Annotated in this window: 18 protein-coding genes, 1 tRNA gene and 2 pseudogenes; 13 read left to right on the forward strand and 8 right to left on the reverse strand. The window is 32.2% G+C overall.

Annotated features, from left to right (window positions below; translation table 11 throughout):
- The first annotated feature begins 446 nt into the window (after positions 1-446).
- From kdpA to EVJ46_05865, 7 genes and pseudogenes are all read left to right on the forward strand, one after another.
- Entirely contained in the window at positions 447-2,171 is a 1,725-nt protein-coding gene (kdpA, locus tag EVJ46_05835; protein RZD16532.1) for a potassium-transporting ATPase subunit KdpA, read from the forward strand.
- 102 nt (positions 2,172-2,273) lie between these two features.
- Positions 2,274-2,897 carry a potassium-transporting ATPase subunit C gene (locus EVJ46_05840; GenBank protein RZD16533.1) on the forward strand — a complete coding sequence of 208 codons (624 nt, stop codon included), beginning with the start codon at positions 2,274-2,276 and terminating at the stop codon, positions 2,895-2,897.
- Positions 2,898-2,984: 87 nt separating this feature from the next.
- On the forward strand, positions 2,985-5,033 hold the full coding sequence (kdpB, locus tag EVJ46_05845) for a K(+)-transporting ATPase subunit B (GenBank protein RZD16534.1): 2,049 nt from the start codon (positions 2,985-2,987) through the stop codon (positions 5,031-5,033).
- Between the two features lie 244 nt (positions 5,034-5,277).
- Positions 5,278-5,496 (forward strand): hypothetical protein, encoded by a 219-nt coding sequence (locus EVJ46_05850; GenBank protein ID RZD16654.1) that lies wholly within the window; start codon positions 5,278-5,280, stop codon positions 5,494-5,496.
- A 473-nt stretch (positions 5,497-5,969) separates the two neighbouring features.
- Positions 5,970-7,496, forward strand: coding sequence for a hypothetical protein (locus EVJ46_05855; protein RZD16535.1), 1,527 nt, complete (start codon positions 5,970-5,972; stop codon positions 7,494-7,496).
- Between the two features lie 84 nt (positions 7,497-7,580).
- Positions 7,581-7,670, forward strand: a pseudogene (locus tag EVJ46_05860) (P-II family nitrogen regulator).
- A gap of 371 nt (positions 7,671-8,041) precedes the next feature.
- Positions 8,042-9,229, forward strand: coding sequence for a sensor histidine kinase KdpD (locus EVJ46_05865; GenBank protein ID RZD16536.1), 1,188 nt, complete (start codon positions 8,042-8,044; stop codon positions 9,227-9,229).
- Here the strand turns inward: EVJ46_05865 and EVJ46_05870 are convergent.
- Positions 9,221-9,988 (reverse strand): hypothetical protein, encoded by a 768-nt coding sequence (locus tag EVJ46_05870; GenBank protein ID RZD16537.1) that lies wholly within the window; start codon positions 9,986-9,988, stop codon positions 9,221-9,223. The two genes, EVJ46_05865 and EVJ46_05870, sit on opposite strands and share 9 nt — an antisense overlap.
- A gap of 48 nt (positions 9,989-10,036) precedes the next feature.
- Positions 10,037-11,509: a methyltransferase domain-containing protein gene (locus EVJ46_05875; GenBank protein ID RZD16538.1), complete on the reverse strand. Its 1,473-nt coding sequence runs from the start codon at positions 11,507-11,509 to the stop codon at positions 10,037-10,039.
- Positions 11,510-11,851: 342 nt separating this feature from the next.
- On the opposite strand from EVJ46_05875, the gene EVJ46_05880 reads away from it, so the two are divergent.
- The 3 genes and pseudogenes from EVJ46_05880 (at position 11,852) to EVJ46_05890 (ending at position 16,565) form a co-directional block, all read left to right on the forward strand.
- Positions 11,852-14,587, forward strand: coding sequence for a hypothetical protein (locus tag EVJ46_05880; protein RZD16539.1), 2,736 nt, complete (start codon positions 11,852-11,854; stop codon positions 14,585-14,587).
- Between the two features lie 113 nt (positions 14,588-14,700).
- Complete coding sequence (pyk, locus tag EVJ46_05885) at positions 14,701-16,176, forward strand: pyruvate kinase (GenBank protein ID RZD16540.1); 1,476 nt, start codon at positions 14,701-14,703, stop codon at positions 16,174-16,176.
- Between the two features lie 221 nt (positions 16,177-16,397).
- Positions 16,398-16,565, forward strand: a pseudogene (locus EVJ46_05890) (wall-associated protein).
- Positions 16,566-16,862: 297 nt separating this feature from the next.
- On the opposite strand, the gene EVJ46_05895 reads toward EVJ46_05890, so the two are convergent.
- The 4 genes from EVJ46_05895 to EVJ46_05910 form a co-directional block, all read right to left on the reverse strand.
- Positions 16,863-16,958 (reverse strand) — tRNA-Ser (locus EVJ46_05895).
- 184 nt (positions 16,959-17,142) lie between these two features.
- Entirely contained in the window at positions 17,143-18,378 is a 1,236-nt protein-coding gene (locus tag EVJ46_05900) for a glycosyltransferase (protein RZD16541.1), read from the reverse strand.
- Between the two features lie 51 nt (positions 18,379-18,429).
- On the reverse strand, positions 18,430-19,086 hold the full coding sequence (locus tag EVJ46_05905) for a hypothetical protein (GenBank protein ID RZD16542.1): 657 nt from the start codon (positions 19,084-19,086) through the stop codon (positions 18,430-18,432).
- Positions 19,087-19,152: 66 nt separating this feature from the next.
- Entirely contained in the window at positions 19,153-19,533 is a 381-nt protein-coding gene (locus EVJ46_05910) for a hypothetical protein (GenBank protein ID RZD16543.1), read from the reverse strand.
- 386 nt (positions 19,534-19,919) lie between these two features.
- Between EVJ46_05910 and EVJ46_05915 the strand changes: the two genes are divergently transcribed.
- Positions 19,920-20,225, forward strand: coding sequence for a metal-sulfur cluster assembly factor (locus EVJ46_05915; protein RZD16544.1), 306 nt, complete (start codon positions 19,920-19,922; stop codon positions 20,223-20,225).
- Positions 20,226-20,265: 40 nt separating this feature from the next.
- Positions 20,266-21,537, forward strand: a complete 1,272-nt coding sequence (locus EVJ46_05920) for a hypothetical protein (GenBank protein ID RZD16545.1) — start codon at positions 20,266-20,268, stop codon at positions 21,535-21,537.
- Between the two features lie 182 nt (positions 21,538-21,719).
- Here the strand turns inward: EVJ46_05920 and EVJ46_05925 are convergent, their stop codons facing one another.
- Together EVJ46_05925 and EVJ46_05930 are read right to left on the reverse strand one after the other, a co-directional pair.
- Positions 21,720-22,259, reverse strand: a complete 540-nt coding sequence (locus EVJ46_05925; protein ID RZD16546.1) for a DUF2249 domain-containing protein — start codon at positions 22,257-22,259, stop codon at positions 21,720-21,722.
- Between the two features lie 25 nt (positions 22,260-22,284).
- Positions 22,285-22,779 carry a hemerythrin domain-containing protein gene (locus tag EVJ46_05930; protein RZD16547.1) on the reverse strand — a complete coding sequence of 165 codons (495 nt, stop codon included), beginning with the start codon at positions 22,777-22,779 and terminating at the stop codon, positions 22,285-22,287.
- 291 nt (positions 22,780-23,070) lie between these two features.
- Here EVJ46_05930 and EVJ46_05935 point away from each other — a divergent pair, with 291 nt between their 5' ends.
- Positions 23,071-23,520, forward strand: a complete 450-nt coding sequence (locus EVJ46_05935; GenBank protein ID RZD16548.1) for a glycine cleavage system protein H — start codon at positions 23,071-23,073, stop codon at positions 23,518-23,520.
- The last annotated feature ends 84 nt before the right edge of the window (positions 23,521-23,604 follow it).

Here is a 23,604-nt window from a genome sequence, read left to right on the forward strand (position 1 = left end):
TGCGGTTTATTTGCTGCTCACATATTATATCTGCACATCCGGCGGGGCGCGCCGATATTTATTGTGTAATTGTTTGTAAAATTTATTAAGCAATAGATAAAATAATTATTTTTATATTATGACAATAAAAAAGGAGGATTTAAAATGTTTGCATTTTTACTGGCATTAGCGGGTATTGCCCTCATGTACGCCGTTTTATGGTTTTTGATAGATTTTCTTGACAGGATTCAATAGATAATTTTAATTTTAAAAATTTTTATTGCATAACATCGTATAATTTCCATATAAAAAATGAGAAATAGGAATATAAACGGTTATTAGACTTTACTGGTGAAGTTGGATTTAGATATCGGTTAAACTTGGTTGTTTGCCGTTAATTAATTAAAATAAAAATTACAGAAAATTTAAAATAATAATTTAAATAAATTTAACGAGGTTTAAGTAAAATGACTTCTACAGGGATATTGCAGATAAGTTTGGTGCTTTTAATAATGGTTTTGGCAGCCATTCCATTAAGCAGATATCTTGCTCACGTTTTTAAATACGAGCATACTTTCTTAGATAAATTAGTTAATCCGTTTGAAAATTTAACGTTCAAGTTTTTAAAAGTTAATAAAGAAGATGAGATGACATGGACGACGTACTTAAAGATAGGACTTGTCTTCAATTTTCTTATGGCTGCGATAGTATTTCTGATACTGCATTATCAGAACTATCTTCCGTTTAATCAGATGCATTATGCGGGGATTCCGTGGGCGCTTGATTTTAATACGGCAATAAGTTTTATAACAAATACCAACTGGCAGAATTACGGCGGTGAAGAAGTAATGTCTAACTTTTCACAGATGGCGCTTGTCTTTCTGCAATTTACATCAGCAGCGACCGGTCTTGTTTTCGCCGTCGCTTTTATAAGAGGTATTGTCAGGCATGAAGCAAAATATGTAGGAAATATTTATGTAGATTTCATTAAGGCTATATACAGAATTTTTATTCCGCTGTCAATAATATTTGCTATTGTCATGCTTTCGCAGGGCGCTCCTCAAACCTTTACGATGCAGAAAAAGGTGACAAATATGACTGGAACAAAACAGACGCTGTCGGTTGGACCTGTCGCATCAATGGTGTCAATCGAAAATTTAGGTACAAACGGAGGCGGCTTTTATGACGTTAATGCGGCTCAGCCGTATGAAAATCCAAATCCGTTTACCAACGCGCTTACAATATTTATGATGGGCACCATTCCAATTGCTCTTTTTTTCATGTACGGAATAATGATAGACGATAAAAAACACGCATGGACGTTATTCTGGGTAGCAGCAACACTGTTAATAGTCTGTGTTGCCGTGATTTATTCTCAGGAAGCGGCAGGTAATCCTTTTCTTGCGCATCTGGGCGCTAATGTTACCGCCACAAAATATAATCCGGGCGGCAATATGGAAGGCAAGCAGGAACATCTCGGCATTGCTCAGACTTCGCTTTTTGCCGGAGCAACGACCGCCTTTACCACAGGTAATGTCGACAGCGCGCATGATAGCTTTATGCCTCTTTCAGGCATGATACTCATGGCTGAAATGATGCTCAACCTGATATTCGGCGGGAAGGGCGTAGGATTATTAAATATGCTGACTATGGTTATAATAGCGGTGTTTATTGCCGGACTTATGGTTGGGCGAACGCCGGAGTTTCTCGGCAAAAAGATAGGAAAAAAAGAAGTTACGCTTGCGACTCTTGCGATGTTTGCGCACGCTTTTATAATACTCGTGCCTTTTGGTATAGCGATGTCGGTTCCGGCAGGGCTTGCAGGAATATTTAATCCGGGTCCCCATGGACTTTCCGAAGTGCTGTACGCATTTACGTCAACCGTGGCTAATAATGGGTCTGCATTCGCAGGTTTAAACGGAGATACAACATTCTATAACGTAATATTTGGATTTACGCTAATGTTCGGAAGATACATTCCCATTATATGTCAGGTAGCTATTGCAGGAGCGTTAATAAAAAAGAAAAGAATTCCCGAGTCTGCCGGAACTTTTCCTGAACACGGTTTTTTGTTTTATTCCGTCGTAATGGGGACGATAATATTAATTGGAGCGTTGACATTTTTTCCGGCGCTCGCACTGGGACCTATTGCCGAACATTTTGCAATGGTTAAAGGGCATCTGTTTTACTAACGCTAACGGCGGCAGGTAGTTCTTTTAGTTTTAAATTAAATAAAAGCGTTTAATATTAGGCAAATTTTAATTTAATAATAAAAAATGGAATAGAGGTGTTTTATGGCAAAAGAATTGATAAAAATCATTAAAATGACTGTATTGCTGTATCTATTATGCAGTATCGCATATACATTTTTAATATGGGGCGTAGGAAAAATATTTTTTCCTTTTCAGGCGGGAGGCAGTATTGTGTATAAAAACTCTAAGCCGATAGGCTCAATGCTTATAGGAGAAAAATTTACTTCTCCGTATATATTTAACGGAAGACCGTCTTATGCGGGAAACGGCTATAACGGCACTGAATCAAGCGGTTCCAATTATGCGCCTACAAACGGTAAATATATCGCTGTAGAAAAGAAATTTATAAATAATTTTTTAAAAGAAAATCCTACCGTCAAGAAAGGCAATGTTCCTGTTGATATAGTAACAGGTTCAGGTTCAGGGCTTGGACCTTATATTTCTATAGCCGCCGCTCTTGATCAGGTGCCGAGAATTTCAAAATTAACCGGAATCAAAGAAGAGACGCTGCGCAAGCTTGTGATGAAACATATTTCGGGAAGACAATTCGGGATTTTCGGAACGCCCGGACTAAATACGGATAAACTTAATCTTATGCTTGCTGAAATTTTAAAGGTTAAAAATAAAAAATTATTTAAAAAAATTTTTCCGGTTCTTGCAGACTAAATTTTAAAAGTTGATAAATTGATAACTTGATAATTAATGACTTGTAATTTTAAATTTAAATAAAATTAATAACGGAGTGAAATTAAAATGTCAAACAAAGCGTATTACGTGTCGGCATTTAACAAAAATATACTAAAAACAGCGGTTGCGGAATCATTCAGGAAATTAAATCCTAAAGTAATGATTAAGAATCCTGTTATGTTCGTGGTAGAAATAGGCTCGGTAATTACGACGGCAATTCTTTTTAAAAATTTATTTTTGCATGATTTTAAGTATATGCTTTTTATTGTTCAAATAACTTTATGGCTGTGGTTTACGGTAATTTTTGCAAATTTTGCAGAAAGTATTTCCGAAGGAAGAGGCAAAGCGCAGGCTGAAAGCCTCAGAAAAGGCAAGACGGAGGTTATAGCACGTTTATTAAAAGCCGATGGAAAAGAAGAAAAAATTAAGGCGTCCATGCTCAGAAAAGGCGATGTCGTCGTGTGCGAAACTAACGACATTATACCGGGAGACGGCGATGTTATTGAAGGTATAGCATCAGTGGACGAATCAGCTATTACAGGGGAATCTGCGCCTGTAATCAGGGAAAGCGGAGGGGACAGAAGCGCTGTTACGGGCGGAACAAAGGTTCTTTCAGATAAGATAGTTATAAAAATAACTTCAAATCCAGGTGAAGGATTCATCGATAAAATGATAAGTTTGGTAGAAGGAGCTTCACGGCAGAAAACGCCTAACGAAGTAGCTCTGAATATTCTTCTTGTTATGTTTACAGCTCTGTTTCTCGTAGTGGTTGTAACTATTGAACCTATGGTTGCGTATTTTCACGGTTATATTTCACCGGTTATATATGTCGCTCTTTTAGTATGTTTAATTCCTACTACTATTGGAGCGCTGCTTTCAGCGATAGGTATTTCGGGAATGGACAGGTTAGTTAAACATAATGTTATTGCAATGTCGGGCAAAGCGGTAGAGGCTGCAGGCGACGTCAACACGCTTTTACTTGATAAAACAGGAACGATAACGTTTGGAAACAGAATGGCCGTTAATTTTATTCCTGCGGTGGACGTTAATATTAACGAACTGGCAGATTATGCCCAGCTTTCTTCAATCAGCGACGAAACGCCAGAAGGACGTTCAGTCGTGACGCTCGCAAAAAATTACGGTTTAAGAGGAAGACATTTAGACGAAAATAATATAAAATTTATACCTTTTTCAGCTATGACAAGAATGAGCGGCGTTGATATTTTAGATAAAAAAGAAAATATCAGAAAAGGAGCCGTTGAAGCAATTTCAAATTATGTTATTCAAAATGGCGGGACTGTTGATAAAAGACTTATAGAAGCCGCTGCCGGTATCTCAAAACAGGGCGGAACTCCTTTGGCTGTTGCGGTTAATAATCGTATGCTCGGACTTATTCAGCTTAAAGATGTTGTAAAAGGCGGGATTAAAGAAAGAATAAACAGTCTAAGAAAAATAGGCATTAAAACAATTATGATTACTGGAGATAATCCGTTAACGGCAAGGGCTATAGCTGACGAAGCCGGTGTCGACGAGTTTGTTTCAGAGGCGACGCCTGAAACAAAAATGGCAATCATTAAAAAAGAACAGTCTTTAGGCAAATTAGTCGCTATGACCGGAGACGGCACAAACGACGCTCCTGCTTTAGCCCAAGCCGATGTTGGAGTTGCCATGAATACAGGTACAATGGCGGCTAAAGAGGCAGGTAATATGATTGATTTAGATTCAAACCCGACAAAATTGATTGAAATAGTTGAAACCGGAAAACAGCTTCTTATAACAAGAGGTTCCCTTACCACATTTTCCATTGCAAACGACCTTGCAAAGTATTTTGCAATAATACCGGCTATGTTTGCGCCTATTATGCCGTGGCTTGCGCCTCTTAACATAATGGGTCTGTCTTCGCCGGAGTCTGCAATACTGTCGGCTGTTATATTTAATGCAATTATTATAATAATACTTATACCTCTTGCTTTGAGGGGCGTCAAATACAGACCCGCTAAGGCGTCGAATATTTTAACGAGAAATCTGTTAATTTACGGACTCGGCGGGGTAATAGCTCCGTTTATAGGAATAAAACTTATTGATATGCTGATAACCTATTTTCACATTATATGATCTAAGTAATATAACGCTTTAAGTTTATTTTATGCCTATAAAATATACAAATAAAATAAATAAATTTTTATTAATTAATTTATAGGCATATTTAGAATAGTTTTGATATAAAATTCAATATAAAATATAATAAACTTAATAAGTTATAGACATGGAATTTTAGTTTTATTATAGCTTATTAAAATTAGTTTGAAGAAAATTAACTTAATACAGGGGGGAGTTATTAAAAATGGATGCAATTTCGATGTCAACCCTGAATATTTTTGGAGCAGCGGTAACATTTTTAATGATGATATTTTATTTTCTTGAAGATAAAAATTCATTATATACATTATTATTCGGGTTTTCCTGCCTGCTTGCTTCGCTTTACGGTTTTTTGGCGGGAACTTGGCCGTTTGGCGTGATAGAATGTCTATGGGGAATGCTTTCGCTTATAAGATGGATTAAAGTTAGAAATAATTAGTTTCTAAAATATATAAAATAGAAAAATAGCAAAGTTTTCCGTGCTGGAGAATCCAATTTATAATTATTTTAATCAATTACGTTAATTTTTTACTAAGCAGTTGAACTATATTATTACTTTTAGTTAAAATCATTAAGTTTAATTTTATCAATTAATAATATTTTTTAACGAAATTAAATAACTTAATAAATCAGTTAATGAAACTTGCAGTATAGCATATTGCCGTTAATTATGCTTGAGCCCGGTTAAAATAAAAATTATGGCACTATTATTGCATTGATATAAAAAGCAATTATGCAGAAATTAATTTTTATATGTTTTATCTGATGACGTTATAACGGCAATCTAATTTTAATTTAATTTAATTTAATTTAATTTCCATTTTATTTTATTTTATTTCATTTCATTTTAATTAAATATTCTTTAACTATTTTAACAGCTGTTATTTTACAAAATTTTAAGGGGAGGAAGTTATGAAAGCTGGTATCAGAAATAGCAGGGACGGGAAAAACCGTGTGAGGCAGAGTAATAATACTATGAATCCGGTATTAAACTCAATAAAGTTAATGTTTTTAGTTTTATTAGCGGTATTTTTTGTTTCAGCCGTTGTTGCAAAAAAGTCTTTTGCAGCTGAAGCATTGTCTTTGGGAGCCGGAAGCGCCTTTAAAAACGCGAATAGTCCGAAAGCTGAATACGGCAATACCGACAGCGCGGCAGTGAACTCTCTTACGCTAAAAATGAATAAAATTTCTAAAGAATTAAATAAACTGAAAGCAGAACAGCAAAGTTCAAATTCCTATTTTTCGAATATTCAGCTTCTCGGGACGCTGATAGCTTCTTACACATATAATCTTGCTAAACCGAACGGCTATAACGGCAATTACGGCGATAACTGGCAGCCCGACGGTTTTGCGGTTAATAATGCCGACATTACATTGAGGCGTTCCCCCGGAACAGACTCTAATCCGTATGGCGTAGGCTTTCATATTTCATTGGATTTCGGTCAGAATATCCAGTTTTATAAAGCATATTACGGAAATCCATCCTACTTTACGCAGCCTATGCAGGACAGAACCCCTTACGACGTAAGGCAGGCTTATATCAACATAAATTTGCCGGTCGGAAGCGGTCTTGATGTACATATAGGTAAAGAAAAAGAACAGCTGGGATTTGAAAATTTCAATCCTATCAGAAACTGGAACGATACATATTCATTGCTGGACGATGCCGAGCCTGCAACCTTAACAGGCATATTTCTAACGTATAATTTTGTTCCGCAGCTTACTTCAACATTGGGTATTGCTAATACGGATAATGCGGCAGTGCCGATTGATAACCTGCCGGTAATAGAATTAAACGAGTCTTATACGCCTGTGAGCGTTCTGACTTTTAACGGCGGATTTATCTATGGAGCAAACAGCTATTTTATAGCGTCTAACTCTGCAAATAATAACACGCCTACATTAGAACAGGACAATCTGAATAAATCGTTTTACAGCTATATAGACGCTCAGTACAGCCCGGACAACGACTGGTCTTTCGTGGCTGATTACGAAGTGGGTCTCGGAGGAGGAATTAACAGCGGTGTTCTAAATACCGAATGCAGCGGATTAAGCATAAGCAATTGTGGGATTCAATATCCTTCTTCTTTAATTCAGACTTCCGATTCTACGTACGATAAGTCTCATTTTAGCGGGGCGGCGGTCTATATCCATCATCAGAAAAATTATTCAATAGGAATGTTCGGAGAAACATTAAGGGAAACGCTGGCATTAGACCCCAACGGTATGTGGGAAGCTACGAGCACCCCAGGAGTATCAAATACTTATTTAGATACTACTCTTACGTTTGCTTATCAGCCTTCTGACGCATTATTTAAAAGCACGCAGTTCAGACTTGAATTTGAGCATCAATCGGATAATCATCATGTTTATGCAGGCTTAACCGAAAACCACAGCGTGCAGAACACGGTAAATTTTATGGTTCTGTATAGTTTTTAGGCGATTATAATTTAAATTTTTGCAGTAATATGAGTGCAATATGATTTCTATTATAAAATTTTTACAATGGAGGAGGTGAAAAAAATGAAAAAAATTGAGGCTATAATTAAGCCGTTCAAACTTGATGATGTCAAAGAGGCATTAAATAAAATCGGGATTCACGGTATTATAATGAACTCATAAATTAAGACAGCTTTTTTAAAATTGGACTTCCGCATTACAATAATTATAAAAATCTGCTAAAATTTATTATTATCTAATAAGAAAAATAATAAAAAAGAATTAAAAAAAGAAAGTAAGAAAATAAAAAATCGGTCTTGACAAATGGGTGCAGTATAAATTAAGTTAATTTTTATTTAAGCAGTTAAACTATATTGCCAATTTTAGTTAAACTCATTAAATTTAATTTTATCGATTAATAATATTTTAACAAAATTTAATAACTTAATAAATCTGTTAATGGAACTTGCAGTGAACATTATATAGGAGGCGTTTAAGTTTGAATTTGATATTTTTTTTAAATTTAGACTTGCGAAATTTAAAATTTGAAAATTGAATATAGCAGACCTTCCGCAGATTCTATATTAAATAAAATTAAATATTCTTCAAGCGATACTAACGTTTTCAGAATATATTTAGGAGCGGTTCCCGGAACAGGAAAGACTTATGCGATGCTTGAAGACGGAAATTATCTGCTTGAAAACGGTATAGATGTTTCAATAGGCATAATCGAAACTCATGGAAGAAAGGAAACAGAAAAAGCAATCGGCAAACTTCCGATAATAGCCAGAAAAAAAATAGAATATAAAAATTCAGTATTCGACGAATTAGACGCGGAGGCAATTATTGCAAGGAAACCAAATATTGTTTTAATAGACGAGCTTGCGCATAATAATATTCCGGGCTCAAAAAATATTAAAAGATATCAGGATGCTATTGATATATTTCAATCAGGAGTAAGCGTTTTTACGACATTAAATATTTTCCATATAAACTCTATAGCCGAAAAAGTTGAAGCGGAACTGGGAATCAAGGTTGCCGAAAGGGTTCCTGATTATATTTTAAATTATGTTACAGAAATTATTAACATAGATATACCTGCTAATGAATTAATAAAAAGATTAAAAGAAGGGAAAATATATTCCAAAGAAAAAATCAACATTGCTCTTGAAAATTTTTTTAAACTTGAAAATCTGATTATCTTAAGAGAACTGTCTTTAAGAAAAGTTGCCGATGAGCTTAGCGAACAGTCAGCGGATATAGATGATTTAAAAACAAAAAATAAATTAGAATTAAAATCAAATGAAAAAATTCTGGTTCTGATAAGCTCAAACCCTGACTCTGCAAGACTGCTAAGAATAGGCTCGAAATTAGCGGGCAGGCTTAGCTCTAATTTTTATGCGCTTCATATAAATTTAAGGAACAGGCATAAAATAGGAACGGTCAATAAAAATTATGACAAATCGCTTGCAAAGAATATATCGATAGCGGAAAATATGGGCGCGTCAATATTCAGTTTTCAGGCGGACGACATTGTGCAGGGCGTGATTGATTTTGTTAAAAACAATAATATTTCTCACGTAGTCATAGGAGCTACCAATGTAAAAAAAAATAGAATCACTAAATTTTTTTATAAAAGCGTTGTCAATAAACTGATAGACGCTCTTCCTGATGTTTCTTTTCACGTAGTTCCGACAACTTCTAAAAAATTCACTTCTAACAAATTAAAATAAAATCTTAAATTTACCGGATTTTACTAATTGAATGCTGTTATAATTTTTAGGATCCTTAAAGTCTAATTGCCAGATTGAATAAATATCTTCGCCATGATTCTTATTGAAGAATAACGTGACAACTTTTTTCTCTGTGTGCTTTTGCCATTGTCTATACGGATAATAAAGCTGACGAATAATAACATTCGTAGCGTTATTGTTTTTTGCTTCAATAAGCACAATTTGATTTTTACCCTCATAGCCTGCGTCAACTTCTGTCTGTACGCTATCAACCTTAATTAATTGTTTATCTACATAAAATTCAAATTCAGGAGTATATTTTCTTCCTCTTATTGTTAAAACAAGGGAAGGATCGTCCATAAAAGTCCTAATCAGACTAACAGCATATGCAAAATCAAGATGCTGCATTTCCGAATCGCCAATTTTAGTTGTATCTAATTGAAAATCAAGTTTTGAAGGGTAAACCGTAATTTCTTTTTTAATTTCAGGAATATCAATGTAACCCTCACCTTTTATTATATTGTAATATCCGTTTTTTACAGGCAGCAGGAAAAGATTGTTTTCAATAAAAACATCGGGTCTGTTTTCCCTACTGTCTTGTTTGCATAAAATACGCACTTCTTTTTCGCTTGTTTCTTTAAAATTCTGGCATGCTATTTTTATTTGCTTTGCAGAAAGCGAAAATGGCGATTGATTAAAGTCGTGTTCTAAAATTTTATAGTCGTCAAAGATTTTTTTCCATGATCTACTATTAGCCATATAAATAAATTTTATTTTTAAATATTTAACAGTTTTAGCATTTAATATTTAAGCCAGTTTATAAATCATTATATATTTATGATTAATATTAAAATTTCTATTTTCTTTGGTTGGATTATTTAAATCTTTAATTTGAATAACTACAATTTCTTTAATTTTTAATTTTTCATTTTTATTAAAATATTTTTCAATATGAATAGGGATTGAATATATTGTATTGTTATCTAATCTATTATCTCCGCATATTATTGCGATTATTCCTTCCTTTTCTAAATAATTATCAAAATTATTATTAAAATCATTAAAATTCTTATCATAAAAATAAATTAAAAGATCGCTTCTTTTTTTGCGATTATAATTATTATTATAAATAGAATAATTATTCTTACTATACCTTTTAATTAAATTATTTAATGTATTATTTAACCAATTTTCTTTATCAGAAATCCATACGGTTGTAGATTCTTGTTGTATGTTGTCATTTTTAATAAATTCTATTTTATTTATTTCATTATATAATAAAAGATTTGTCTTTTCGCTGCTAATATTTTTTAGTGTATTGTTTTTAGGTTTTTCGAAAACAGCCAAATACTCGTGGGCTAATAAAAGAAAATTATATTTAATACTGTTTGTATACCAAAAACCTGTTGTTTTGCAATTATGCTGTCTTTTAATTATCAATTCTTTTAAAATAAAACCTGCTTTTAAATATTTTTCTATTGTCCAAAAACCAAGAGGGATCACATTTTTATTTTTTCTCATATCGCCTATCAATATAGAGCAATATTTACCGTCCCTTAAGATTCTATAGCTTTCTGCGGCAACCTTTTCTATTTCATTTATAAAATCGTTAACCTCGTAATTAGAAAGATCATCATTATTATTATGAGTATATTGAACAATGTTGGCATACGGAGGATGTGAACAAATTAAATCAATGGAATTATCATTTATAAAATGTAAATCTCTTGCGTCGCCAATTTTAAGGTCAACCGAAATTTCAGAAAATTCCAAAGATTTAGTAGTACCAATTGCCGTTTTAAACAAAAAATTAAAATTAATATTTTCTTGAGCTAATTTAATTGCATTTTCATTTATATCAATGCCTATAAAATTTCTATTTAATAATTTTGCTTCTACCGCTGTTGTTCCCGAACCGCAAAAATAATCTAAAACCAAATCTTGTTCTTTAGAATATCTCAATATTATATTTCTTGGAATATAAGGAGACCAATTACCTCTATAATTACCATTGTGGGTAGCCCAGGTTCCTCTTGATTTAAAACTCCAGACGGTATTTTGCTCTAAATTAAAATCTTTTGGTGATAATTTTTTAATGATCTTTGTTGAACCAGTGTTTGGTGCAATATTTATAGGATTGGAAACATTTATACCTAAATTTCTAACGATGGATTTTTCGATGAATTTTAAATTAACGTTATATTTTATGCCAATTTCTTGATTCGACAGGCCTTTAATTTTATCTTCCAGTATATTTTTTTCTAAATTTCCATCCAACATTGATTAACCCTCATGTAATGTATTGTTTGAATAGAATAACATAAAAAATAATTGAAATTCAATAAGATTTTTTAATATATAGTTTTATATTAATTTTACTATCATTTACCATAATTATTAGACAAATGTGTCATTTTAATATATATTTTTATATCAATTCTTCACAAATAATAAAAATTTGATATAAAAAGGGACATTGTGTATGTAAAATACCGTAGACAATATAATAACGGATAATAATCATTTAAAATAAGCTAGTAATATAATATAATAAAACTTAAAATACTGCAGGAGTTTATTTATAAAAATTATTTGGTTTATAATAATTTCTAAATAGAAAAAATGAACGATAAATCATTGCAATCGAAATCAAATGCAGAAGTAAAGCCGCAGGAATCTGAAGTAAATTCTGCAAAAGACGGCGGCCCTCAAACATACGACAATTCTCAGTCTCAAATTATACATGGTACAATTAAGAGTATTATTTTTTATAATCAGACGAACGGTTTTATTATTTTAAGACTTTTTTCTAAAGACAGAATGTTAATAGCTTCCGGCAATTTTTTTGATATGCCTGTTGTAGATTCAAAAATTAAACTTAAAGGCAGGTATATTTATCATAAAAAATACGGCTATCAGTTTAATTTTGATGAATATGAATTATTTCTTGCCACTACAAAAACAGCCATAATAAACTATCTCTCTTCCAGTATATTTAAAGGTATAGGCAAATTTTTAGCCGAAGAGATATATAACAAATTTAAAGAAGAAACTTTAAATATAATTGATAACGAACCTGAAAGAATCAGAGAAGTCAGGGGTATAGGCGATGTTAAAATAAATTTTGTAATTGAGGGAATAAAATCGAGCGCAGGACTTAGGCGAGCCATAATGTTTTTTAAACCTTACCAGTTCAGCGATTATCAGATTAAAGCTATTTATAATAAATTCAAAGAAAAATCAATTCAATTAGCGAAAGAAAATCCGTATATTTTTACGGAAATAAAGGGTATAGGTTTCAAAAAAGCGGATATCATGGCTAACAAATTAGGCATTTCTAAACATGACACCAATAGGATTAAAGAAGCCGTAAAATATCTGATAAACGAATTATGCATTAATAACGGCAATACTTTTGTTTATTTTTCCGATATTAAAAATAATATTTCAGAAATGATAGATGATTTCGGAAATAACGATGAAACCGGCATAAACGGAGATATTAATATAAATGCCGATGTCGATTCAAATGCTGATGCAGACGCGGAACAGGTTAATTTTAATTTTAAAGACCTTAAAAAATTTATTATTGAGCTCAGTACAGCAAAGCAAATAATAATAGACCCGCCGTTTTTATTCTCCGATTTTAATAACGAAAATTTCGATGTTTGTCAGACAGATTTTAATATGCGCAAAATATATCTCCCTGTTTACTATTATTCTGAATTAAGAATCGCAAAGGAACTGAAGAGACTTCTGCCGTATGATAAATATAATAATGAAAACAATAATAGCAGCGGCGGTGAAGGCTGCAATACCGCTCATAAAGATTCAGGCGCTTCAGCACATAATGCTGTTCATACAGATGCAGACACAGGCGAAGCAGCCCATAATTTTTCCGAATTTCTTACTGAAGAGCAGAAAAATGCGGTTATGAACGCCCTAAAATATAAAATATCTATTATATCCGGCGGACCAGGGACAGGCAAATCTACGATTATTAAAGAAATTTGTAAAATTCATAATAAAAAAAATATTGCATTGACATCTCTTTCCGGAAAAGCTGCTCAAAGACTGGAAGCTATAATTTTTGCAGCGGATGAAAAAAATAACGATAAACACAATGATTTTGATGCGGCGGAAGGCTCAACTTATAGTATTTCTACAATTCACAGATTGTTAAAAGCGACTATCAACAGAGAAACAAATGAGTCTTATTTCACTTATAATGAAAATAACAAACTTCCTTTTGATTTAGTAGTTATTGACGAAATGAGTATGGTAGACGCAGTTATATTTTCGCAGCTGCTGAAAGCTTTGAAGGACGAGGCGAAATTAGTGCTGGTCGGAGATGTTAATCAGCTGCCGTCTGTTAACCCCGGGGATTTGCTCAGAGATTTAATAAATTTTAATGAAAGAATCATACCTTCCGTTTTTCTCACAAAAGTTTTCAGACAAAATGAGGGCGGTCTTATAAATCTTAATGCGCATAATCTTCTTAATAATAAAAAATTTATTACATATAAAGCAAATAATTTAAATGAATTCAAACACGATGATATCAAAGATATCAAAGTTAAAATTAATGAAGACGTTAAAGTTCCTGACGGCAAAAAAGCAAAAAAACATAACGAATTTATGATTAAATATAAAAAAATATATGATGAAAAAGAAACCGGAAAAATGTATGTGCTCGAAGATTTTATTGATTTTATAAAAAAAGTCAAAAATAAAAGAATTGAAAAGCAGATGACAAATAAAGACGTTTACATTAATAATCACAATAATAATCATAATCATCGTGTAGATTTTAATGATATTCAGGTGTTAACACCAATGCGCAAGGGCGATTTGGGTTATTTTAAATTAAATACAATACTCCAGGAAATCTTTAATCCTATAGAGAATATTAACGGCAGCGAAGATACTTTTATATGCAATGGCGTTCAATTCAGGGTGAACGACAGGGTAATACAGATTAAAAATAATTACGACCTTGATGTTTTTAACGGGGATACAGGTGTTATAATAAGTATCGATCATATAGGCAAAACAATGACCGTTAATTTTTCTAAGCCGGTCACATATGATTTTTTGGATGTTTATAGCAATTTATCGCTTGCCTATGCTCTGTCTATACATAAATCGCAGGGCAGTGAATTTGATAATGTAATTATAATATTTCATCAAACGCATTATATGATGCTTAAAAAAAATCTTTTATATACCGCAATAACCAGAGGAAAAAAGAATGTAGTGATATTTGGCACGTTTAAAGCCTTTTCGATAGCAATGCACTCAAAGATTGAAGAAAGAAATTCCGGTCTTAAAGATAGATTAAAAGAAATATTTCAGTAAATCCGGCATTTCATATTGGATAGTCATATATATATATGATATGTATTTTTAAAAAAAAATATCGCTGAGTTTCGTCTCAGATGCGCACTTAAAATAGAAGAAAGGAGTTATTTATGTATTTCAGGAAAACAAAGATTGTATGTACATTGGGTCCTGCAAGTTCGGATAAAAAAACAATTAAAAGACTTATAGAATCGGGAATGAATGTTGCAAGACTGAATTTTTCGCACGGCGATGACGATACGTTTAAAAAACTTATAGGAATTATAAGACAATTATCCGATGATGTTGCAATTCTTGTAGATTTGCCGGGACCTAAAATTAGAACAAAAAAACAATTGCAAGATAAAATCATTTTAAAAAAAAATGAAGACATTATATTGTCTAATATAAAAGAATTTTCCGATGAAAAAAATATTGCTATAGATTACAAATATTTAACAAAAGATATTCAAAAAGGCAATCTTGTTTTTATCGATGATGGAAAAATAAAACTTAAGGTTACAGATGTATTATCCGAAAACGAACTGCTATGTAAAATAATTAAAGAAGGTGTTTTAAAAACTGAAAAGGGAGTGAATTTTCCAAATGTAAAGTTAAGCGTTCCTTCTGTTACCGGTAATGATTTTAAATCGCTGAAGTTTGGAGCGGAAAACGATGTCGATATGTTTGCGGTTTCATTTGTCAGAAAACCGGATGATATAGCCGAGGTTAAAGATTTCTTAGAAAAAAATTATAGCGGGAAAAAATTTTTTATAATTTCAAAAATTGAAAAAGCAGAAGCGGTTGAAAATATTTATAAGATAGCAGAAATATCGGACGGAATTATGGTAGCGAGGGGCGACCTCGGTGTAGAAACTCCGATAGAAACTATCGCCCTAAAACAAAAGATGATAATAGCGGCAGCAAACAATTTGAAAAAACCTGTAATAACGGCAACGCAGATGCTTGAATCTATGGTTGCTAACGAGTCCCCGACAAGGGCAGAGGTTACAGATATTACAAATGCAATATTGGACGGCACCGATGCCGTAATGCTTTCTGAAGAAACGGCGATTGGACAATATCCTGACTTAGCCGCCGCTTATATGGAAAAAATAATAGAAACTACGGAAGAAAGTTATTTTTTTAAAAATTTACGTCATAACGCATACAAAACTGTATCTGAAACAGGCATAAACACGGCAGACAATATTATATCCATTGCATCGGCAAAAATGGCTGTTTCATCCTCATTTATAATTGAAGATTCTTTTATTGCGGCAATTACAAGAACCGGCTATACTGCAAGTCTAATTTCATCATTGAGGCCCCTTGTTCCAATAGTCGCCGTGGTTCCTGATTTGGCTGTAAAAAGACGGCTGGCGCTTAATTCCGGAGTTTTTTCAATTGTAATGGAAGAGATAGCGGAAAAAAATGTTAAGATTGAAAATATCATTAAATTTATCAAAGATAATTATAAAAAAATAAGAAATAAAAAATTTAAGTCTGATAATAACTCCGGATACGCAATTATTACCGGCGGGCTGCCCTTAGGAGAGCCGGGTTCCACTGATTTTGTAAGGATAATTGATTTACGGAAAGATTAAACAAATCACAAAAAATAAATTTAAAATTTTTAAACTGCATTAATTTTAACTTATCTTTTGTGATTTATGTGTGATTTAGTTGTAATTTAAGCGTAATTTATGACTAAGTCAAGTTATACCAAGGCTTTTCTACGTTATTGTGCAATTGTAAATGCCATTGCCGTAAAGCCAAAAATATCAGAGCGATGAGCGGCATATCAAAAAAGATGCGCCATAGTTAAAATTTGTCATCGTCATCGTCGCTTTCATCTTCATCTTCTTCTTCATCATCTTCTTCATCTTCTTCTTCGTCCTCTTCGTCTTCGCTTTCATCCTCTTCGGAATCTTCGGAAATTTCTTCTAAAAGCGAACATAAAAAATCATCATCGTCTTCTACGCAGTTAAGTTCTATCGTGTGATTATTTAATAATTCAATAATCTCTTCATACGAAAATTCGTCGTTTGATTCAATAAAATCGTTAATAACGTCTAATAAATTGCCAAGCGGCATGCTGTATTCCATTAGTATTCACCTCCAGTTAAGTTTAATTTGCGGGACTGACTATTATTTTAAAATCAATTTAAGAATTTTTATATTATATTGTAAGGTATGTGTTATAACGGCAATGAATATTATTAATTAAATGTAAAGAACGAAATATATAAAGATATCTATGATGCAGTTTTTAAACTAAAATAGCGTTCAATGGCGGAGAGAGAGGGATTCGAACCCTCGGTACATTCTTTGTAAACATACATTCGCTTAGCAGGCGAACGCCTTCGACCAGCTCGGCCATCTCTCCGTATATAATAAAAAACAATTTATCTATAGTATCAAATATAAATTAAATTTGCAAATTAAGTTTTTTGATTTTGTTTGTTAAATTTTTAAATTAAACTTATTTATATTAATTCAATAAAGTTATATACAATTGCAATCTTTTCCAAAAAAAAATTATTATAAATAGGCATTATGCTAAATAAGTATTATAAATAGATAATATTTTCATTATTATATTGTGTTTTTATAAATAATAATAAATAATCTCTTAAATGTCTTGTAATAAGAAAATTGTTTTTAACGTGTTCATGCCCGTTTAAGCCTAATTTATCGGCATACTCAGGGTTTTGAAGAAGCTGTTTTGCGTAAAGAGCAGTTCCTTCTATGGTCCTCGAAAGCAATCCTGAATATTTATGTGTTATTTGAAGAGGTATTCCGCCTACCGCCGAAGCAATTGTGGGCTTTTTCTTCCATAAGCTTTCTGAAACGGTAAGCCCGAAACCCTCTTTTATTGATTTTTGCAGAATTACGGTTGACATTCTCTGAATTGCGTTAATTTCAATGTTGCTTGTAGGCGGCAGGTTTAAAATAAAAATATCCTTGTCGCCGTCAGCTTTTTCAAGAACCTCTTTGTACACTTCCATTCCTTCAGGATCGTCGTCGGCTGCGCCGCCTGCCAAGATAAGCTGGCAATCGGTGTACTTTTTGACCAATCTGTACACGTCAATCACACCAAGCGGGTCTTTTAATCTGTCAAACCTTGATACCTGAGTTATTATTTTTCTATCCAGATCTATATTAAATCTGTTTGCCACTTCGGTGATCTGTTTTTCGTCAAGCTCCTTGTTCTTGTCGGATAAAGGGTCAATTGAAGGAGAAATGAGCATCTGAGGAATTTTTAATTTTTTTGAAAATAAAGGAGAAGAAAATACAGAGGCATCATAGAGTTCTATATATTTTTTTAAAAAGTTGAAAGTATTTACATTAGCTGAACTGATATCTATATGACATCGCCATATAAATTTTTTTTCTTTAAAACCTGCCCGTTTTTTTGCCGCTATAAGTCCGATAGGCTGAGGATCGTGTATGAATATTATATCCCCGTTTAAATTCATATCGGCTAAATTGTCATTTGTAACTTTGTCAAAATATTCAAATTCTTCTTTTGTTATAACAGCGTCTGAAACTCCATGGAGAGAATTATGAATTTTTTTTGTAATTTCGAAAAATTTTTCCCCTCCTTTAATAAAATCCCATTCAGCCTTCACATTTACTTCTCTTAAGAGAGGTATCATTCTGCTTAATATTTCTGCAACGCCTCCGCCGACTGCAGTTGAATTAATATTTTGTATTACTTTTCCTTCTAAATGAGATGCAATTTCTTGAAGTTCGTCTATCGTTTCTTTGCCTACAATCTCGGCGTAGTCGTTTATTGAATTCATAATAAATCACTAAATTATAGGATGATAAAATTAAAAATCTTGCTGTTGGTATTATTGATATTGTTTTACTAATTTTATTATTGCATTTTTAAGTTCGTTCATTGTATGGGTGTAAGGGTCAAGGTTATTAATTTTATCGGCAAGTTCCGTTAATTTAAATTCACTGGCAATCCACATTGAAAAATCATTTTTTCTTTCTTTCAATCTGAAAGAAGATTCAAAGAAATGATAATATAGACAATAGATAGATAAGCCCTGCAGAATATTTACGAAATCATCGAGAGAATAAGCGTATTTTTTTGTATCCATTACGTATGTTACCGATTTGATAAAATTAAATCTGGAAGACATTTCAACCTGTCGTGTTCTCTTATTTTTAGCAATGAAGTTTTCGATAATTTCAATAAGTTTTTGTTTAAACTCTCCCATTGAATTAAAACCAAACATATCAATGCCTGCCAGCTGTTCACCCAGTAAATTTTCACCAAGCACATTGGCAACCCAGTAGGCAAAATCATTAGGTGCTGCCGGCGCGGTATTGTGAAATTGAAGCAAGAAATGGTGTGTGTGATAATATAATATCGCATCGTCGGACATTCTAATGCCTTTAAGGAAGTCGTTCAGATTTAGAGCGAATAAACCTGTCAATTGGGGAAGACTGAGTTTAATGAAAAATCTGAACGGGTATTTTGCCTGAACATTGCTCATAGCTTTACGTTTTAAAAAAATGATATATGTTAACGGTAATATCAGTTATATTAAAATTTAAAAAAATTATCTGGCCGGCTCCGCAATATATTTTTTTAGAAATTTTCTTGCCCATACGAGTTTTGGATTATATGACAGCGCTTTTTTGAGCGAAACAATGCCAAGGGATGGAAAACCTAACCGGTGAAGGGCAATCCCCATTTCTCCCCATGCTTTAGCAAAATGCGGTTTTAAAAGTATAGCCTTTTGAAAGTGCTGTATTGCCGTATAATTATATCCGCCTTTCAATGCGCCCATACCCTTTTTAAATTGGAAAACAGGGCTTTTTACATTCATTTTAAGAGCGTAGGCATTTGACTGCATAAATATATTAAAAACGCCGATTGAAAATATTATTAAACAAGAAATAATAATAATATTTTTTAATCTTTCAGATATTAAATTCATGATTAAATTCTCCATTTTAATATTTAATGTTTATTTTATTCAATTTTATTTAGATATTTTAATGTTTATTTTAATATTATTTATGGTTAATGTAGTTACATAGAAGAAACAGACTGTAGTACCGCTTTATTATTTATACTATCTAAAATTATCGCAGATGTCAAGCAGGCAAAAAATAAAAAAAATTGTGATAATAATCAATTTATTTTTATTTTTATTGTTATAATATATGTATAAATATGAGAGTGTATGGTATAGAAAACACTGATGTTTAGCAGTTTCAGTTATAAACATGGCTGTAAACAATTATCAAATATTCTTTAAATATCTTTGCAAATATCATTAAAAAAAAATTAAAAAAATTAAAAAATAACAGCGGTGTGATTATGCTTACAAAAGAAAGTGTTTTAAAAAACTTGAAAAGCATTGTAGATCCTGAGCTAGAAATAAATATTGTTGACCTCGGGTTGATATATGATATAAAAATTGACGAACAAAATAAGAAAATAGTTCTTGATATGACTTTAACGTCAAGAGGATGTCCGTTGGGTAATGTTTTGAAATTTGAAACAGAGGAATCTTTAAAAAAAATTGAAGGCGTAAAAGATGCAGAAGTCAATATTGTATGGGAACCGGAATGGAATTATTCTTTGCTAAAACCTGATGTCCTTAAAAAGCTTCAAAATAGATAATAGTGATAAATTATACTATATATATTTGGGGGAACAAATTGTGAATGGAGATAGTTCTGTCAACATTGCTTTAAAGCATATTAAAACGGCATCTATATTTTTAATACTGTTTTTTTGCTATATGATGATTGATTCAAACAGTTTTTTGACCTATTTTTTTATGAATACAAAAATTATTGCCCTGACCCATATTTTCACGCTGGGCTTCCTTCTTATGGTAATAATGGGTGCTTCGTATATGCTGATTCCTGTGGCGCTCGGCGTAAAGATAGCTTTTGATAAAATAGTTTATTACGTTTATTACGGCTATACATCATCTCTTATAATTTTTATTGCGGGAATGCATTATTTTGATGCCGAGTTTATAGCGTCCGGAGGCGTGCTTTTATTTATAGCCGTCTTTATTTACGATTTAAATATTATGATAAGTTTGAAGAAAATAAAAAAATGGGATTACACCGGTTTCGGCATTCTGTTTGCTTATATATATCTTTTTATCGGACTTTCCGCAGGCGCGTACATGGCTGTTTCTTTTTATTATAATAACATAATAGGCAAATATATTTTTAATTTGTTAACGAACCATATTTATATTATGTCCGGCGGTTTTATCGTTATGCTGTTTATTGCAATATCTTACCGCCTGCTGCCTATGTTTTATATGACAAAAAAGCCCGGACATTTTATCTGGATAACAGATTTTGTATTATTAAATTCAGGAATAATTCTGATAATAATATCGTCAATAGTAAACGGTTTTTATTATTCAATCGGACAGAATCTTTTTTATATAGGTGATTTTTTATTATCGGCGGGAATAATCTTATTTTCTTTTGAATTTTACAGACTAATGAACGGCAGGATTAAGAAAAAATTAGATATTACAATTTTTTATCTGTATGCCGGTATTGTTTTTTTACTTTCTGCGGTTTTTATCGGAAATATGATATTATTTTTACCGGCAAGAGCAATAGCCGAAAATCAGGGCATTTATTATGCGTTTGGATTTATCGGGCTATTTGGTTATGCAGGTATGGTAATAATAGGTTTTTTGCATAAAATATTTCCATTCCTCATAAGTCTGAAAAAATTTGAAAAGATTAAACATGGAGCTTATAAAGGTTTAATAGGCAATATGCAGAAAAAATATCTTCAATATTTTGATGCGGTATTATTTATAGCGGCTGTTCCGGTTATGTCTTTTGCTTTACTTATTGCAGATATAAGTTTAATAAGGATTTTATCCGGAACGCTGGCAGCAGCTTCGTTAATATTTTTCATGAATTTAGTAATCATGGAAAAAAATGCCTGAAAAATGTCTTGAAAAGTTTGGTTAAAACTTACAATAATAATATTTAGTCTTATAATCTTTATAATCTCTTTTGACCGTTATAAATGGTTTTCGTAAATCGCAAGTTATTTCAAAAGTTATTTTAGTTTTAAAGAATTATATTGTTAAAAAGCCGATCAATTTGCTCTTAACTTTAAAAATTTCTAATTTCTCCAAACTTTTATGGAATATAAATCGCTTCCGGTATCTTCTGTTAAAAATTTAAATCCTGCATCTTTTAGTCTCGGATATAAATGTATCGGTTTTCTGTCGTGAATTATCGATAATGCCGCGTCTTTATCCATATTTTCAATAATTTCGAAAATCTTCAAAAGAGGCTGCGGAGGCTCCAATTCTCTAACATCAAGCTCTGCTTCTCTGCAGTGGGCGAGTTTTTTTAAATCATCGTCATTGAAATTATTTTCATTTTTCCAATCTTCATCGGCAGCAGGTTCGTTTTTGTGATTATCTGTTTTATAGAAAGTAATTTCAAATCCGCCGTCAACATGGTTTGCTGTATGTTCAAATCCTTTGTTTCTAAGTACGGAATACAGCGGAAAAGGTTCAAAACTGTTAATAACCTCTAACGCTTCACCGTCTTTGAGAGAGTTTACCGCTTCCATTATTTTTTGAAACGGATCATCACCTTTTGCTATGTCTTCTCTCACGTCTAATTTTACTTTTTTTAATTTTTCCGTTTGCATTTTATTGTCCTCATTTTTTATCGGATTATTTAACTGTCCTCATTTTGTCCATAATTTCATTTTTCTCTTCATTGCTTAATTGCATTTCTGCCATATTAAACAATATATTATCTTCTTTTTCTATATGTTCCGATAGCAACTGTATCAGGCTGTCCCCTTCCGATACGATATTTCCATACTTGCCGTCTATTGAATATTCGGCTATAGCATCTTTAAATTCTTTAGAAAGCTGTCTTGATTGTTCATGTTCCAAAAGCATTACGTGAATTGGTCCTGTTTCCGTACCTATATAATTTCCAAGGACCGGAAATAAAGCGTTCTCTTCCTTTTTAAAATGTATTTCAAGGTCTTTATCAATAAAAGAAGTAATTTCGTGAAGCTGATTTATTAGATTTTTTCTCAGAGAATCGGATGTCTGACCTCCTATTTTTTTTAAATAACCGTCAAGATTTCCTAAAACAGCTCTTACTGCTTCATGATCACTTTTTAATGCGTCTATCGGATCCAGCATTGTATCCATAATATTCTCCCTGTCATTATCTATTGTGAATTTATTTCTCAATTGCTCAATTTTGTAAATTTGATTAATTTTGATACAATATTTTTAAGTTATATCATTATATGTTATATTATATATATTATATAAGTTAGGATGTATATATTATTTATATTAATTTTATATCGATCCATTTTTAAATTTTATCATATATAATATAAATATCAGTGATAAAAATCACATAAATATTTAAAATGAAGAATTATTATTTACAGTGTTATCATAAATATAATAGAATATAAATTTGGAGATATTATGGCTGAAGTTCAAGGATGCGAATTACCTGAGGACATTTATTACGATACAGAAAAAGATACATGGGCTAAACCTGTGGATAACAACATAGTGATTTTAGGCATGACTGATGTTGCTCAGACTCAGGCTGGGAAAATTCTTCATGTTACGTTTAAAAAAATAGGAACAATGGTTAATAGACGCGGCAATACGGCTACGATAGAAAGCGGAAAATGGGTTGGACCTATCCCGTCGCCTGTTTCAGGTGAAATTATAGAAGTCAATGAAAAACTTTTGAACGACCCCCTTTTATTAAATATACTTCCTTATACCGACGGATGGGTGACAAAAGTTAAAGCTTCTAATTTAGATGAACTCAAATTTCTCGTAACAGGGAAAGAAGCCATTGAGCTCTACAGAGAAAAAATTATAAAAGAGCAGATTCAATGCATGAGGTGTTCCAGTCAGTGAGATGAGACTTTTACTGCGGTGTTATTTTTGCAATTATGCAAACAAATGCGCCGGCAAATAAATAAAATATAATAACTGTTTTAT

Origin of the sequence: Candidatus Acididesulfobacter guangdongensis (assembly GCA_004195045.1) — a bacterium.
GTDB classification, from domain to species: Bacteria; SZUA-79; SZUA-79; order Acidulodesulfobacterales; family Acidulodesulfobacteraceae; genus Acididesulfobacter; species Acididesulfobacter guangdongensis.